The sequence below is a fragment of the Longimicrobium sp. genome, assembly GCF_036399255.1.
Taxonomy (GTDB): domain Bacteria; phylum Gemmatimonadota; class Gemmatimonadetes; order Longimicrobiales; family Longimicrobiaceae; genus Longimicrobium.
This window is the reverse complement of the sequence record NZ_DASWNM010000128.1, coordinates 37,560-52,964: the sequence shown is the minus strand read 5'-3', so window position 1 is coordinate 52,964 and position 15,405 is coordinate 37,560. Positions and strand designations below refer to the sequence as shown.

The 15,405-nt window shown below is 70.2% G+C and carries 11 protein-coding genes; all 11 read right to left on the bottom strand.

The window, feature by feature from the left end:
• Window positions 1–544 precede the first annotated feature (544 nt).
• Window positions 545–862 carry a GIY-YIG nuclease family protein gene (locus tag VGC13_RS23495; protein ID WP_331127741.1) on the bottom strand — a complete coding sequence of 106 codons (318 nt, stop codon included), beginning with the start codon at window positions 860–862 and terminating at the stop codon, window positions 545–547.
• Between the two features lie 529 nt (window positions 863–1,391).
• The gene (locus VGC13_RS23490; protein WP_331127740.1) at window positions 1,392–3,056 is read right to left on the bottom strand and encodes a tetratricopeptide repeat protein; all 1,665 of its coding nucleotides are present in this window, start codon (window positions 3,054–3,056) and stop codon (window positions 1,392–1,394) included.
• 290 nt (window positions 3,057–3,346) lie between these two features.
• Window positions 3,347–4,753, bottom strand: coding sequence for an MFS transporter (locus VGC13_RS23485; protein WP_331127739.1), 1,407 nt, complete (start codon window positions 4,751–4,753; stop codon window positions 3,347–3,349).
• 349 nt (window positions 4,754–5,102) lie between these two features.
• Window positions 5,103–6,740: an alpha-amylase family glycosyl hydrolase gene (locus VGC13_RS23480; RefSeq protein WP_331127738.1), complete on the bottom strand. Its 1,638-nt coding sequence runs from the start codon at window positions 6,738–6,740 to the stop codon at window positions 5,103–5,105.
• A 31-nt stretch (window positions 6,741–6,771) separates the two neighbouring features.
• Complete coding sequence (locus VGC13_RS23475; RefSeq protein ID WP_331127737.1) at window positions 6,772–8,010, bottom strand: alpha/beta hydrolase-fold protein; 1,239 nt, start codon at window positions 8,008–8,010, stop codon at window positions 6,772–6,774.
• Between the two features lie 552 nt (window positions 8,011–8,562).
• Complete coding sequence (locus VGC13_RS23470) at window positions 8,563–8,790, bottom strand: hypothetical protein (RefSeq protein WP_331127736.1); 228 nt, start codon at window positions 8,788–8,790, stop codon at window positions 8,563–8,565.
• 346 nt (window positions 8,791–9,136) lie between these two features.
• Window positions 9,137–9,364 (bottom strand): hypothetical protein, encoded by a 228-nt coding sequence (locus tag VGC13_RS23465; protein ID WP_331127735.1) that lies wholly within the window; start codon window positions 9,362–9,364, stop codon window positions 9,137–9,139.
• 301 nt (window positions 9,365–9,665) lie between these two features.
• On the bottom strand, window positions 9,666–12,128 hold the full coding sequence (locus VGC13_RS23460; RefSeq protein ID WP_331127734.1) for an alpha-1,4-glucan--maltose-1-phosphate maltosyltransferase: 2,463 nt from the start codon (window positions 12,126–12,128) through the stop codon (window positions 9,666–9,668).
• A 201-nt stretch (window positions 12,129–12,329) separates the two neighbouring features.
• Window positions 12,330–12,560 (bottom strand): hypothetical protein, encoded by a 231-nt coding sequence (locus tag VGC13_RS23455; protein WP_331127733.1) that lies wholly within the window; start codon window positions 12,558–12,560, stop codon window positions 12,330–12,332.
• A 482-nt stretch (window positions 12,561–13,042) separates the two neighbouring features.
• Window positions 13,043–14,173, bottom strand: coding sequence for a BF3164 family lipoprotein (locus tag VGC13_RS23450; protein WP_331127732.1), 1,131 nt, complete (start codon window positions 14,171–14,173; stop codon window positions 13,043–13,045).
• A 417-nt stretch (window positions 14,174–14,590) separates the two neighbouring features.
• Window positions 14,591–15,274 carry a hypothetical protein gene (locus tag VGC13_RS23445; protein WP_331127731.1) on the bottom strand — a complete coding sequence of 228 codons (684 nt, stop codon included), beginning with the start codon at window positions 15,272–15,274 and terminating at the stop codon, window positions 14,591–14,593.
• Window positions 15,275–15,405: the final 131 nt, after the last annotated feature.

Here is a 15,405-nt window from a genome sequence, read left to right as displayed (position 1 = left end):
CCGAAACCGATCTGTCGGCCCGAGGGCAAACGAGGTCCTTCGGTCGGCGCCAGAGGGTTGTGCATCGGAAAAGTCCGCGCGGCGCCTCCCTCAGGAAGTCACTGGGGTTTCGCACATGGACCCGTGGTGACTTCCTCAATCATCGGAGTTGTGCGCAGAAACCCGCGGTTACTTCCTGAGAAGGTGTTGCCAAACCTCCCGACATGATTGACTTCCTGAGGGAGGCGCCACCCCATAACTCGCTTGCACACTGCACCTTCGCGCCGACCGAAGGACCTCGCCAGCAGAACGACAGGGCTGGTCCCGCGGCATGAAGCCGGGCCCCGCCTCGCCGGAGAGTAGGTCCTTCGGTCGCGCGCGGGCGGTTGTGTGGAATCGGGTTAACCGTGGTGCGCTCCCTCAGGAAGTCATCGCTTCTTTGTGAGGTTGGGGTTAGCAACACCCTCTGAGGGAGCGCTCACGGCCGATTCAGCCTTTACGCTGCAGCCGGCGCGCGACCGAAGGACCTCGGCACTGGTCACGCCGGCACATCCGAAGCGGTGGATCAGCGGCCTTCGCCGGCAGTGGCGGACAACGGAAGGCCGATCCGGTCCGCGAGATCTTCCCACTCGGGATTCTCCCCTTCGATCAGCTCGATCTTCCGCCTGCGCAGCCAGCCCTTCAACTGCTTCTCACGCGCCCTCGCCGCGTTGACGTCGGCGAAGGCCTCGAAGTGCACCAGCCGGTTCACCCGATACTTGCTGGTGAAGCCGGGTATCGATCCCGACTTGTGCTGCTGGATTCGGCGGCGAAGATCGCTCGTAACCCCGATGTACAGTGTTTTACGCAGGCTCGCGACGATGTAGACCCAGTAGCTGTGCATCGATCGATGTGAGGCTGAGGCGGGTGCCACGCCAAGGTGCCGGCGCGAGCGGCAAGCGAGGTCCTTCGGTCGGCGCGCCGGGCCCGCGGCAACGGAAAGCCAGCGCGGCGCCTCCCTCAGAGGGTGTTGCCAAACCTCCCGACGTGAGTGACTTCCTGAGGGAGGCGCCGCCCCGTCACTCGCTTGTACACTGCACCTTCGCGCCGACCGAAGGACCTCGCCAGCAGAACGACAGGGCTGGTCCCGCGGCATGGAGCCGGCCCCGCCTCGCCGGAGAGCAGGTCCTTCGGTCGCGCGCAAGCGATTGTGTGGAATCGGTTTACACGTGGTGCGCTCCCTCAGGAAGTCAGCGCTTCTTTGTGAGGTGGGGGTTTAGCAACACCCTCTCAGGAAGTCAGGGGCCGCATAATGAGAACAGAGTAAACACTAGTCAATCCCTCCCCGCAAACGAAACGGCCCCGCATCGGCGGGGCCGTTTCGTCGTCTCCGAACCGCGGTTCCGCCGTCCGGGATCCGGACGACCGCCGCCCTACCGCGCGGCGAGCGCGGGCGGCTGGACGTCCGCGCCGGACCAGGCGGTGCGGAAGCGCGCCTGCGCCTGTTCCGCTTCCGCCGTCCTGCCCTGCGCGCGCAGGGCGGCGGCCAGCCCGTGCAGCGACCACCCATTCTCCGGAAAGCGGGCCAGGTCCTGGCGAAAGGCGGCCTCGGCCTCGGCGGGGCGGCCCGCGGCCAGCAGCACGGCGCCCAGATCCTGCCGCACGGGGACCGTCCACTCGGGCGGCTCGCCGTAGACGAGCGCGTCTTCCGCCGCCGCGGCGGCCCAGAGGTGCGCCACAGCCGCGTCGTGGCCGCCGCGCGCCGCGTCGACGTGTCCCGCCAGCACGTGCGCGGCGATGGAAAGGACGTCGCGCGCCTGGTTGAACTCCAACCGCATCCCCTCGACCGCCGGGTTCGCCGCGGCCGCGCGCACGGCGGACAACTGCGCCTGGGCGCCCGCCACGTCGCCGCGCGCCGCCAGCGCGCGGCCCCGGGCGTAGGCCCACATCGCGCGCGCGTGCACCAGGTCTTCCGGCGGCGCGGGGACGGCCAGGATCTCGTCCCACATCCCGAAGCGCGCCAGCACCTGCAGGTGGCGCGTCAGGTGGTGCTGCATGAACGACATCCCGGGCACCCGCAGCATCTCGTCCGGCATCAGCCCGGGCATCGTGCGCGCGGCCTGCACCGACTGCTCGCGCCGTCCCGCCATTGACGCGGCAAAGGCAAGGAAGTCGTAGTTGTGCGGGACGTATCCCACCGTGTAGATGCCCGCCTCCGGCCGCTGGTCGCGGACAAAGGTCTCGTCCGCGTGGGTGGCGTGCTCGTTGGCGCGGATGGCGTCGGCGTAGCGGCCCACGCGGACGTAGATGTGCCCCGGCATGTGCACCAGGTGCCCCGCGCCGGGCATCAGCGCCGCCAGCCGCTCGGCGCAGGCGACGGCGCGCTCCGGGTGCACCGCCTCGACGGCGTGGATGTAGAAGTGGCAGGCGCCCGGGTGGTTGGGGTTGCGCCCGATCACCCGCTCCAGCCCCGCCAGCATCGTCTCGGTCCCCGGCTCAGGGCGGCCGTCGCGGGTCCAGTACTGCCACGGGCGCAGGTCCATCATCGCTTCCGCGTGCAGCGTGGCGATCTCGTCATCGCCCGGCCAGCGGGCCGCCAGCTCGCCCATCGCCCGGGCGTAGGCGCTGTCCAGCGGCGCGCGGTTGGCCGGCGGCACCGCGGCGTGCCGCAGGGCAAGGGCGCGGATCAGGCCGCGCTCCGATTCGCTTGCGTGCGCCTGCCGCGCCACGGCCTCGCGGGCGTGGGCGTGCGCCGCGGCCGAGCCGGCGGAGTCGATGGGAGCGTTGATGTTGGGGCCGTACGTCATGGCCACGCCCCAGTGGCAGATGGCGCACTCCGGGTCCAGCCGCGCCGCCTCGCCAAAGGCGCGGGCAGACTCGGCGTGGTTGAAGGCGTAGTACAGCCGCAGCCCCTGGTCGAAGTACGCCTGCACACCCGGCACGCGGCTGCTGACGGCGTAGTGGTGGGTGCCCAGGTTGGTGTACAGCGGCACGGTGCCGCTCGCGCCGGCGGGCGCCGATCCGTGCTCGTGCTGCGCGGCGGCCGGGGCCGCGAGCAGGGCACAGGCCAGGAGCATGGGATGGATTCGTGGCTTCATCGTCCCTCCTCTATCGTCGAAATCCTCTCCCGCGATTCCGCCGGAGGGCGGACGGGATGCGGATGTTCTGGTCTGGTGAGAACCGTTGCCGTGGTCGTGGTCCAGGTGCGCCGGCGGGCGGCATCCGCTGGACGGGCCCATGATGGCCGTCTGCCCCCGTGCGCGCATGGTGCAGTTGACCCCCTCTCCCTTCAGGGTGACACGGGGGGGGGGCGGCGGACGATCCTACGCAAGACGGCCCCGCGGATGCGGGGCCGTCTCTTCACGCAGCGGACTCTCTCCGGCGCTCGTCAGCCCTGCAGGCCGCTGCTGGGGACGGGCTGCACGGAGCCCTGGACGGTCAGCCGCTCGTGCGCGTCGGCGTCGATCACCTCGGCGGCGTCGGGCTCGCCGACGTCATCCACGCGCGTCACGGCCAGCGCCGCCACCAGCAGCGACACGCCGCCGATCATCACCATGTACAGCGACGCGTCGGGATTGTCCGCGCCCCAGATGCCGCGGATGAGCCGGCCAAAGGTGAGCGACGCAAGGATCTCGGGGATCACGATGAAGAAGTTGAAGATCCCCATGTACACACCCATCCGGTGCGCGGGCAGCGCGCCCGCCAGGATGGCGAAGGGCATGGACAGGATGCTGGCCCACGCGATGCCCACCCCCACCATCGTCAGCACCAGCAGGTACCTGTCGTGGATGAAGTACACGCTGAGCAGCCCCGCCGCGCCGCACACCAGCGCGGCGGCGTGCGTCATCTTGCGGCTGGTGGCGGCCGCCACCTTGGGAAGCAGGAACGCCACGGCGAAGCAGACGATGGAGTAGACGGAGAACATCAGCCCGCCCCACTCGGTTCCCTGCGCGAACAGCTCCGACTGCGTGTCGGTGGCGCCGAACACGTGCGTCGCCACGGTCAGGCCAAAGAACATCCACATGCAGAACAGCCCCAGCCAGGTAAAGAACTGCACGACGGCCAGCTGCTTCATGGTCCGGGGCATGGCGCGCATGGCGCCGCCGATCTCGCCGAACAGCGCGCCCACCCCGCTGCGCTCCCTTCGCTCGCGCTCGAACGCGGCCATGTCCTCGGGCGGGTGCTCGCTGGTGGTGAACACCGTCCACAGCACGGCCAGCAAAAACACCACGGCGCCCGCCTGAAAGCTGTACTTTACCGTGAGGGGAATGCCGCTCGCGGTGTTGCCCGTGACCCCCATCTCGCGGAACAGGAACGGCAGCGCGTTGGCCAGGCTGGCGCCGATGCCGATGAAGAACGACTGCATCACGAAGCCGGCCGTGCGCTGGCCGGCATCCAGCTTGTCGGCCACGAAGGCGCGGAACGGCTCCATGCTGATGTTGATGGAGGCGTCCAGGATCCACAGCAGGCTGGCCGCCATCCACAGCGCGCTGGAGGTGGGCATGAAGAACAGGGCGATGCTGGCCAGGATGGCGCCCACCAGGAAGTACGGGCGGCGGCGCCCCAGCCGGCCCCAGGTGCGGTCGCTGAGCGCGCCCACGATGGGCTGCACCAGCAGGCCGGTCACGGGCGCCGCCAGCCACAGGATCGGCACCTCGTCAGGGCTGGCCCCCAGCCGCTGGTAGATCGCGGACATGTTGGCGAGCTGCAGCCCCCAGCCGAACTGGATGCCCAGAAAGCCGAAGTTCATGTTGAACATCTCGCGGAAGTTCATCCGCGGTCTGCGCTGGGTCACGGGTTCCTCGGTGCGGGAGGGATGGAGGACATCGGTCGGTCGGGACGGGTTGGGCGTGTACTTCGGTCGGTCACCGGAACCGACATCGATCACCGCAGTGACTTCCTGAGGGAGGCGCCGCGCTGAACGCGGCCCTGCCCCGATCCAGGGCGCCGACTGAAGGACCTCGCCGGCAGAACCGCAGGGCCGGCCCCATGCCTTTTCAGCCGGCCCGGCCGCGGGCCGAGAGGAGGTCCTTCGGTCGCGCGCAGGCGGTTGCGTGGCCTCCGATTACACGTGGTGCGCTCCCTCAGGAAGTCACGCCTTTGTGTGTCGGATGAAGCTACGCCTTGCGGTCACGGCCTCACGGTCACCGCGCGGCGAACTCCACCACCTGGAACTGCATCGGCGCCAGCGTGGGGAACGGGACGTAGCCGTGGATGCGGCCGTCCGCGCCCACCGCCAGCGGCGCGGCGTCGGGGCCGCCCAGCAGGTTGCTGCCCGGTCCGTTGCCCGCCGGCAGCGCGCCAGAGCCGGAGCTCAGCGCCACGCCGGAAAGGGGCGCGGCGCCCAGGTTGGCCACCACCAGCACCGCGCGCCCGCCGTCGCGCCGCACGAACGCGGCGACGGCGTCGCTGCTGGCGGTGAGCGGAATGAGCTCGCCCGCGGCCAGCGCGGAGTTCTGCCTGCGCAGGTGGATGAGCCGGCGGTGCACGTTCAGCAGCGAGGCGGGGTCGGCGTCCTGCGCGGCGACGGTGCGCGTGGCCCAGTCCGCCTGCGGCGCGCGCCACGGCGTGCCCGTCGTGAACCCGCCGCCCGCGCCGGAGGTCCAGTGCATGGGCGTGCGCAGGTTCTCGTCCGGCTTGTCGCCCGCGATGCCGATCTCCTCGCCGTAGTAGAGGAACGGCAGCCCGGGGAGCGTCAGCAGCAGCGCCGCCGCCATCCGCGCCTTGCCCTCGTCGCCAGCGAGCACCGTCATGGTGCGCGACTGGTCGTGGTTGCGCAGGAAGGGCGAGTAGCGGTGCGGCGGCAGCGCGTCCTGCAGCCGCAGGTAGTTGTGGAACAGGCCGGCCGCGGAGCCCGTGTTGGCCGCGTTCAGCAGGTCGTCCGACAGCTGGAACATGAAGTGGCTGGTCAGCTGGTCGGGATAGTACGGCATGATGGCGCCGATACTGTCCCACACCTCGCCCACCGTGTACGCGTCCGGCTTTACGCGGGCCACGTGCGCCGCGTAGTCGCGCAGAAAGACGTGCGTGCCGGGCAGGTGCTCCACCTGTGCGCCGCGCCCCCCTTCCACCAGGTGCCGCACGGCGTCCAGGCGAAACCCGTCCACGCCCATCTCCCGGATCCAGAAGTCCGCGATCCGCTTCGTCTCGGCCACGACCTCCGGGTTCTCGACGTTCAGGTCCGGCATCCCGTGCCAGAACAGCCCGAAGTAGTACTCGTCGCGCAGGGGCGAGCGGTGCCAGTTGTCGCTTCCCCACGGGTTGCGCACGCCCGGGTGCAGGGCGCTGAACAGGTACCAGCCGCGGCGGGGCGAAGCGGGATCGCGCAGCGCCTCCTGGAACCACGGGTGGTCGCTGGAGCTGTGGTTGAGCACCATGTCCACCAGCACGTGAATGCCGCGCCGGTGCGCCTCGGCCGTCAGCCGGCGGAAGTCGTCGGCGGTGCCGTACTCGCGGTCCACGGCGTAGTAGTCGACGACGTCGTAGCCGTGGTAGCTGGGCGACTCGGCGACGGGCATCAGCCAGATGCACGACGCGCCCAGGTCCCGCTGGCTGTTGGGATCGCCGTCGTTGATGTAGTCCAGCCGCTGGATGAGGCCGTTCAGGTCGCCCACCCCGTCGCCGTCGCTGTCCTGGAACGAGCGGACGAACACCTCGTAGCAGGTGCCCCCGCGCGTCCACTCCGCCGCGGCGGACTGCGCGGCGGCGGGCACGGCCAGCAGCGCGCCGCCGGCCAGGGCCAGCGCGGTCCGGCGCAGGGAACGGGCTCCGCGTGGGGTCATCGGCGGCTGCGGGGGTGCGGATGGACGGCGGTCAGCGCACGGGAGCGGCGGACGCGGTGCACGGGTCCGCGTCATCGCCCCCGAAGAGCCAGCGGTACGCGGCGGGAAACTCGCGCCGCCAGAACCACTCGGAGTGCGTCCCGTCCTCGCGGACATGGGCCCGCACCTGCGCGTCCGGGCGGAACCCCGCGGCCGCGAGCGTATCCACCATCCGCCGGTGGTCGCGCACGTACACCTCGGGCTCGCTCCCCTCGCGCGCGCCGGTGACGAAGTAGAAGCGCTCCCCCTCTCGCGGCCGCGCGGCGCGGGCGTAGCGGTACATGGAATCCGCCGCGAACCAGAAGGCGGGCGAGAACACCCCCGCCCGGCCGAACACGTCCGGGTACTTGAGCGCGGCGTACAGCGAGATCAGCCCGCCCATGCTGCTTCCCGCCACGCCGGTGCTCATGCGGTCCGGCCGGGTGCGGTAGCGCGCGTCGATCCAGGGCTTGAGCGTCTGCGCCAGGAAGTCGACGTACGCGTCCCCTTCGCCGCCGCCGTGGCGCGGGTGCGTCCAGGGCGAGTACTCGTGCAGGCGGCGCTGCTGGCCGTTGTCCACCGCCACCACGATGGCGCCCCAGTCGCCCGCGGCGTGCAGGCTGTCCAGCGTCTCGTCCACCCCCCACTCGCCGGCGTAGCTGGTGGCGGCGTCGAACACGTTCTGCCCGTCGTGCATGTACAGGACGGGGTACGTCTTGGTGGACGTGGCGTAGTCCGGCGGCAGGTAGATCCACACCCGCCGCGTGCGCCCCAGCTGCGGGATGGCGAACGCCGTGTCCAGCACCGAGACGGAGGGCGAGGCGGTGGAAGGCACCACCGGCGCCGTCCGGGGGTCGCGCCACGCCGCCACCGTGCCCTGGTAAACCGCGGCGCCCTCCGGGGGGATCACCACCGCGCGGTTGCCGGCGCCGTTCCCCGCCCCGTCCATCTCCACCGTCTCCCACGAGCCCAGGGTGAACTTGAACTCCACGGGCCCGCGGACGGACCCGGGCAGGGTGAGGACGTATTCCCCGCCCTGCTGGGCCAGCCGGTACGCCGCGTCGGCCGGGTTCCAGCTGTTGAAGCTCCCCGCCACGTAGATGTCCGCGCCCGCCGGCGTGCCCGCGGGAAGCCCGGTCAGCCGCAGGGTGAGCTGCGCGTGCCCGGGCGCGGCGGCCACCAGCGAAAGCGCCCCCGCGCCGCTCATCAGCGTGCGGCGGGTACGGCGGACGTGGGCAGAGAAAGACGTCACGAGCGGGGGGATGGAGGCCGTGCGTAGTACGCGGAGAAAAGTAATGTCACAAAGTCGGACAAAAAGCCCCCGCGCGCAACTCTTCCGTGCGCGCGGGAGCAAAATCGGCCTCCCGGAGCCGTGGGAGGCCCGTTCCGGGTGGATGTTCTCGGCGGCGCCAGGGTGGCGTTCCGAATGGCATCTCGCTGCGCTCGCGGGCGCCCCCTCCGGCTCACCCAGGCTCGCCACCTCCCCCAAAACCGCTGGGGAAGGTTGTTCGCCGCAGCCGGATGCGCGGCTTTCCGTTTCCTCGTGGCCTGCCGCGATGCCGCGGACCGGCCCTGTCCAGCGGTTTCGCCGCCGCGGCAAGGGTGCGGCTGCCGCGTCCGGCCTCGCGCGCGCCGACGGTAGATTCCTCGGCCCTGCAACCCGCGGCGTCATCGTCCGGCGGCAGTGTGGCCGGGCCTCGGAATGACAGACCTTGCCTCATCCGGCAGGTGCGGGAGCGCCGCCCGGCTCCCGGCACCACCCGCTCAGGAAGTCAGCTCCCGTCGGCGGGAGTGCCCCTCCCACTCACGATCCGCAGCCCCAGGAGCACTTCACGTCGAAGAAGGCGACGCCGTTGACGAAGCAGACGTATCCCGGCGCGCGCACGCAGGTGCCGCCCTGCCCGCACGCCTGGTTCAGGCGGACGGGCGATTCACCGCGGGCGGGCGCGCCCAGGTCCATCGTGAGGGGCGCGAGCGCCGCAAGGCCCGCAAGCGTGGTGGAGCCGAGGATGGTCTTCGTGCGCTTCTGCATGGCGATGACTCCTTCGAAGGTGGTGATCGCATCCCTCCGCCCGTCCTGGTGTGCAACCGCCTGTCTCCCCGGCGCCTCAGAGGGTGTTGCCAAACCTCCCGGCGTGATTGACTTCCTGAGGGAGGCGCCGCCCCGCAACTCGCTTGCACACTGCCCCCTGGCGCCAACCGAAGGATCTAGCCGGCAGTACGAATGGGCTGGATCGCAACTCTGGATCTGGCCTCATCGTGCCCGAGAGTAGGTCCTTTGGTCGCGCGCAGGCAGTTGTATAGCTTCTGGTTACCCGTGGTGCGCTCCCTCAGGAAGTCACGCTTCGCTGTGAGCTCGAGGGTTTGGCAACACCCTCTCAGGACCCGGCTCCATCCACCAGCATGTAGTTGGGCATGTAGCCCCACTCCGTGATGCAGATGTATCCCGGCGCGGGAACGCACTTGCCGCCCTGCCCGCAGGCCTGGTTCAGGCGGATGGGCGATTCGCCGCGCGCGGGCGCGCCCAGGTCCATCGTGAGGGGCGCGAGCGCCGCAAGGCCGGCGAGCGTCGTGGAGCCGAGGATGGTCTTCGTACGCTTCTGCATGGCGATGACTCCTTTCCGGGTTCCGAGTTGCCCCTCCGGATGCGGGATTCCCGCATCATCGAAGCTGAGAGGGTGTTGCTGAACCTGCCCCCCGCACGTGGTGCGCTCCCTCAGGAAGTCATCGCTTCTTCGTGAGTCCGGGGGTTCAGCAACACCCTCTGAAACGGAATGGCCTTGCACCGGGCCAGCAGCAGCGGCATCCGGCCCGTGCCGGCTATTCCCTATTCCCTATTCCCTATTCCCTATTCCCTATTCCCTATTCCCTATTCCCTGTTCCCTATTCCCTATTCCCTATTCCCTGTCACGGCGGCGCAAAGCCGTTCGGAGTGAGCTGAAGGTTCAGCTCCAGGTCCAGGTTCCCCGCCGCCTGCCGGGCCATCATGGCCAGCGCCTGCAGCCGCTCGGGATCGCCCTCGGCCAGCGCCTCCTGATAGTCGGCGTGCAGGAACATGAACTGGTAGATGAGGCCCTCCGTCATCTTCTGCTTCTCGGGCGGGGTGGCCACGGCGGCGTCCACCACCTGGGTGCGGGCCGCGCGCACGTGGTCCGGCGGCGGGTACTGCCGCCCGTGCGCGATGCTCCAGCTGAGCACCCAGAACGCCGCCAGCGCGTCCGCGAAGTTCCCCGAGCGCAGCCCGTACGGCTTGACCACCCCGTCGAAGGCGGTGATGAGCCGCGAGTCCTCCGACGCCTCCATGAACTGCCGCGCCCGGGCCGGGTCCAGCCGCTCGAAGTGGCGGGCCAGCTCCTGCCGCACGTCGTCCGAGACGCGCGAGTCGGGAAAGTACTGGTAGTCGGCGCCGTCCACGAAGCCGCGCCACGCGTGCACCAGGAAGATGCGCGCGGGGTTCTCGGGGTCCAGCCGCACCCGCTGCTCGGCGCCCTGCCACACCTGCCGCTCGCCGCCCAGCAGCTCCTCGGCCGCCCACACCTCGTCCGGGGCCACGCTCATCCCGCTGAGGGGAAAGCGCACCGTGGCCTCCTGCGCCTCGAACGGATCCAGGCTCACGGCCACGAAGACGATGTTGCGCCGGTCGGGCGTGGCCTTGCCGTAGAACAGCACCTGGTCGTTGTCGCAGTCGTAGAAGCGCAGGTTGTCGTACTCCCGCAGCGCCGCGTTCTCGCGCCGGATCTGGTTGAGCCGGGTGATGAGCGGGCGGATGTTTCCCGGCCGGTCCCAGTCCCAGGCGCGCAGCTGGTACTTCTCGGAATCCTGGTACTCTTCCTTCTTGCCGGGACACGCCTGGTTTTCGCACAGCTCGAAGCCGCTGTAGATGCCGTACAGCGACGAGAGCGTAGCCGCCAGCACCGCGCGGATGCGGAACGCGGGCGGGCCCCCGCGCTGCAGGAACTCGGAAAGAATGTCGGGCGTGTTGGCGAACAGGTTGCCGCGAAAGTACTCCTTCATCTCGCCCTGCGTGAGCTCCGTCAGGTACTCGGTGAGCTCGGACTTCGTGTTGCGCCAGGTGAAGTAGGTGTAGCTCTGCGTGAAGCCGATCCTGGACATCGCCGCCATCATCCACGGGCGGGCGAAGACCTCGGACAAAAAGATCACGTCCGGGTGCTCGCGCTGCACCTCGCGGATCATCCACTCCCAGAACTGCACCGGCTTGGTGTGGGGGTTGTCCACGCGAAAGGTCTTTACCCCCTGGTCCACCCAGAACAGCACCACGTCGCGCCACTCGCGCCAGTGCGCCTCCCAGTCCTCGCCGTAGAAGTTCAGGGGATAGATGTCCTCGTAGCGCTTGGGCGGGTTTTCGGCGCACTTGATGGTGCCGTCGGGGCGCACGTGAAACCAGCCGGGGTGCTCGCGCACGTACGGGTGGTCGGGCGACACCTGGATGGCGAAGTCCATCGCCACCTCCAGCCCGTGCCCGCGCGCCGCGGCCACCAGCCGGCGAAAGTCGTCCAGCGTGCCCAGCTCCGGGTGCACCGCCGTGTGCCCCCCCTCCACGCCGCCGATGGCGTACGGCGAGCCGGGGGCGTCCGGCTGCGCCACCAGCGCGTTGTTGCGCCCCTTGCGCGCCGTGCGGCCGATGGGGTGGATGGGGGGAAAGTACACCACGTCGAAGCCCATCCCCGCCACGTACGGCAGCTTGGCGATCACGTCGTCGAAGGTGCCGTGGCGCGACACGTCGTCGGCCATGGAGCGGGGAAACAGCTCGTACCAGGCGGCGAAGCGGGCCCGCTCCCGGTCCACCTGCACCTCGAGCACGGCGGACGAGGTCAGGTCGTGGCGGTCGGGCCAGCGGGCCATCACCTCGTACAGCTCGGCGTCCAGCGCCGCCGCCACCTGCTCGTCGCGCCCGTCCGCCGCCCCGATGCGGGCGACGAACCCCTCCAGCAGCGCGCGGTCGTCGCCCTGCGCGCGCTCCACGGCGGCGCGCACCAGCGCCAGCCCCTCGGCGATCTCGCTGGCCACGTCGTGCCCGGCCGCGTAGCGCTTGTACGTGTCCTGCACCCAGCTGCCGAACCAGTCCGTCCAGGCGACGACGGCGTACGCGTACCGCAGGTTCTCCGTCAGGGGCACGGAGACGAACCAGCGGTCGTTGGCCAGCGCCTGCATGCGCACCTCGCGCCACGCGTCCTCGCGCTCGGTGCGGTAGCGCAGCGCCGCGGCCACCGACTCGTGGCCTTCGCGAAAGACGCGGGCGGAAACCTCGAGCGGGTCGCCCACCTCGCGCTTGATGGCGTAGCGGCCGCACTCCAGCCGCGGCTCCACGTCCTCGATGGTGATGCGCCGGCTTGCGTCGATGGGAGACATGCGTGTCGCGGCGGATGGGGAAGTCGATCAGGCGCCGTCCCCGCCCGCCGCGGGCGTGAAGTCCGCGGCGGGCGGGGCGCCATCCGGTGGATGGGCGGCCAGGGTCCGGGCCGGCGAGGCAGCGGGCGTCTGGCAGCCTTTGTGTGTCTAGCGGTGCGTCAGCGCCCGGACGGTCTCCGGGCGTGTTGAATCACGTCTTCTTCAGGAGCCGCACCCGGTGGCACAGATGGCGTTGGTGATGTAGCCGTGCGCGGTGGAGCAGATGTAGCCCGACTGCACCTTGCAGCTGGTGGAGACCTGCGAGCACGCCTGGTTGATGCGGACCGGCGATCCGCCGCTGCCCACGGCGCCCAGGTCCAGCGACAGCGGCGCGAGCGCGGCCAGGCCGGCGAGCGTGGTGGAGCTGACGATTCCCTTGGTGAGCTTGTTCATGGCCGTTCCTCCTGACTCGTGGTTGATTGCACGGACCCGTTGCCTCGCCGGCACGACTATCCTCACCGGGGGTGCGGTCCGGCCCCGTTCCGCCGGCCGGATGGAAGGACGGACCCCCGCCCCGCCTCCGCACACCCCGCGTCCTCTTCACTCTCTCTCCGCCGCGCCCTGCCTGCCCGCGGCGTGTCTCCCGCGTCCCGCCGCCCTCAGCGGGTGTTGCCAAACCTCCAGCGTGGATTGGCTTCCTGAGGGAGGCGCCGCCCCGCAGCTCGCCTGTACGCTGCACCCTGGCGCCAACCGAAGGACCTCGCCAGCAGAACGGCGGGGCTGGTCCCGTGCCCTGATCTGGCCCCTGCGCCACCGGGACGAAGTCCTTCGGCCGCGCGCAATCCGTAGTGTGACTTCTGGCTGGACGTGATGCGCTCCCTCAGGAAGTCACCGCTTCGTTATGGATTTTGAGGTTCAGCAACACCCTCTCAGCCTCAGGGCAGCCGCCAGATGCCGATCCGCTGGGACCCGTCCTCTTCGTTGTAGGGGGCGTAGAGCGTCCTGCCGTCGGGCGCGACGGCCACCCCGTAGACCGGCCGGTCGAAGGCCAGCTCCCGCACGAACTCGCCGCCCCAGGTGAACACGTGCAGCTTGGACGGAAAGTGCTCGAACGGCTTGTCGGGCGCGGGGCCGGCGTGCAGCGCCAGGACGTGCTGGTCGCTGGCGGCCACGGCCCAGTAGGCCATCTCGGTTTCCTCGTTCCAGAAGAACTTGCCGTCCTGGATGCGGTAGCTGGGGCGGGTGGTGCGCGGCCCGCGCGCCGTGCCCAGGAATCCCCCGTCCGCGCTGAAGAAGTCCAGCCGGTCGGCCCACTGGTAGGCGATGGCGATTCGGCCGCCGGAGGGCTGGTGCGCAAAGAAGCTGCGGTTCAGGATGCCCAGCCCCACCCAGTGCTCCACCTGCCGGTACGAGAACGGCGGCGCGGCGGCGATGCGGCGCACCGGGGTGCCGCGCGTGTCCATCACCAGCAGGGTGTAGTCGGGAAACACGCCGTTGCCCACCAGCGACCCGCCGATCCACGTGGGCGACTCCACCGGCGCCTCGGGAGGCACGGGCATGCTGCGCTTGATGCGGTGGTCCGCGTCGGCGTCCAGGTCGATCAGGCTGAGCCGCAGGTTGCCGGGGTCGAACACCCACACCTCGCCGGGGTTCTCGGCGCGGAAGGCCCAGTGCGGGCGCTTGAACTCCTTCGGTCCGGCGCCGTTGCGCCCGAACTGCTCCACCACCCGCCCGCTGGGGACGTCCACCACCGCGATGTGCGGATCCATCAGGTAGTCCAGCACCAGCAGCCGGTCGTCCACCGCCACGATGCGGTCGATGCCGCCGAACGAGTTGGTGTCGCCCAGGGCGCGCAGCATGCGCATGGTGTCGCCCGGCTCGCCGCGCACGGAGGGGGTGTTGCGCGTGAACGCGTTGGCCACCGAGGCCACGTCGATGGGCACGGAGCCCAGCGAGGCCTTTCCGCCGCCGTCCCCCCCGCCGCACGCGCCTCCCGCAAGCAGGGCCAGCAGCGGCAGAACCCTGCCCGTGTGCCGCAGACGCCCCGACCCGGCTGCTGACGCCATGTGGATCCGCTCCTGAGCCAGAAGGTGTGGTTCCTCCACGCACGGCACCCGGACAGCAGTGCCGAACGCGGCTTTAGGTGTGGTTCACGTTCCCGGCCTGTCGCTTTACAAGCGCATCATCCAGCCCGCGCCCGCCCGGCCACCCGTGATCGATCTTCCACCCGGTGGCGTATCCCGGACGCTGCCTGCCGTCGCTCGGGATGAAAAGGGTAAAGTCGCGCCTTCGTCCGTACAAGACACAAAACCTGCCACGCAAGGCACAAAATCCGTCACGTCGCGGGACGGAAAAAACGGGAACAAAAAGAGGCGCGGAGGCGCGGAGAACGGCTGCTCTCCGCGCCCCCGCGTCTTCGCGCAAGGCCCGTATCTTCCCCGGATTCCGGGTGGAAAGCCGGATTCCTTCGACTCCCCTCCGTGCTAGGTCGCGGCGAGCACGCGCCGCCGGGATCCGGCGCGAATTCGCGCCAGGCGCGAGGCGCGCGGGTCGCTCCACCCGCACAGGCGGCTGGCGGTGGCGCAGTCCATCCCGGCGTCTTCCAGGCGGCGCACGGCCTCGAGCCGCATCCTGCGCAGCAGGGTGCCCACGGGGGGCAGGCCGCGGTCGCGCAGCCAGCGCCGCAGGGTGGACTCGCTCATCAGCGCGTGAAAGGCGGCGCTGGTGGCGCGGCGTCCCTCGGCGCCGGCGGCGATCACCTGGCGCAGCACCATCCGGTCGCCCGGGCTCAGCTGCGCGCCCGTATCCCGCAGCACGTCTTCTTCAAGGCGCAGCAGGATGCTGCCGCGCCACAGGGTTTCCACCACCTCGTCCGGCAGCCGGTCGCCGGCCAGCTCGTCCTCGAACAGGAGCCCCGCCAGGGGAACGGCCTCCAGCGCGATGCGCCGCGCGATGCAGGCGTCGCGCGGCACCACCAGCGCCAGCGGGAACGCCGCCTGCCGTCCCAGGCACTCGCGGCGCCATTCCAGGGCCCTGTCCACCGCCTCCATTCCGTCGCACCGCACCGCCGCTCCCGACATGCAGAGCGGGCGCGCGGGGAGCGTCTCGTGGCAGCTCACCAGCGACGCATACCGCCGTGAAACGTTCAGCCGAACGAGTGCGAGCATCGTTTCCCACCGGCAGGGGGAAAACATCGGATTCAGGAAATCACCCGGCTCGTAAACCGTCCTCAAAAGTCAGGCCATGATCGTGGCAGTAACGCGCAAACACGCACGGATAAAATGACGCAAAACATCCA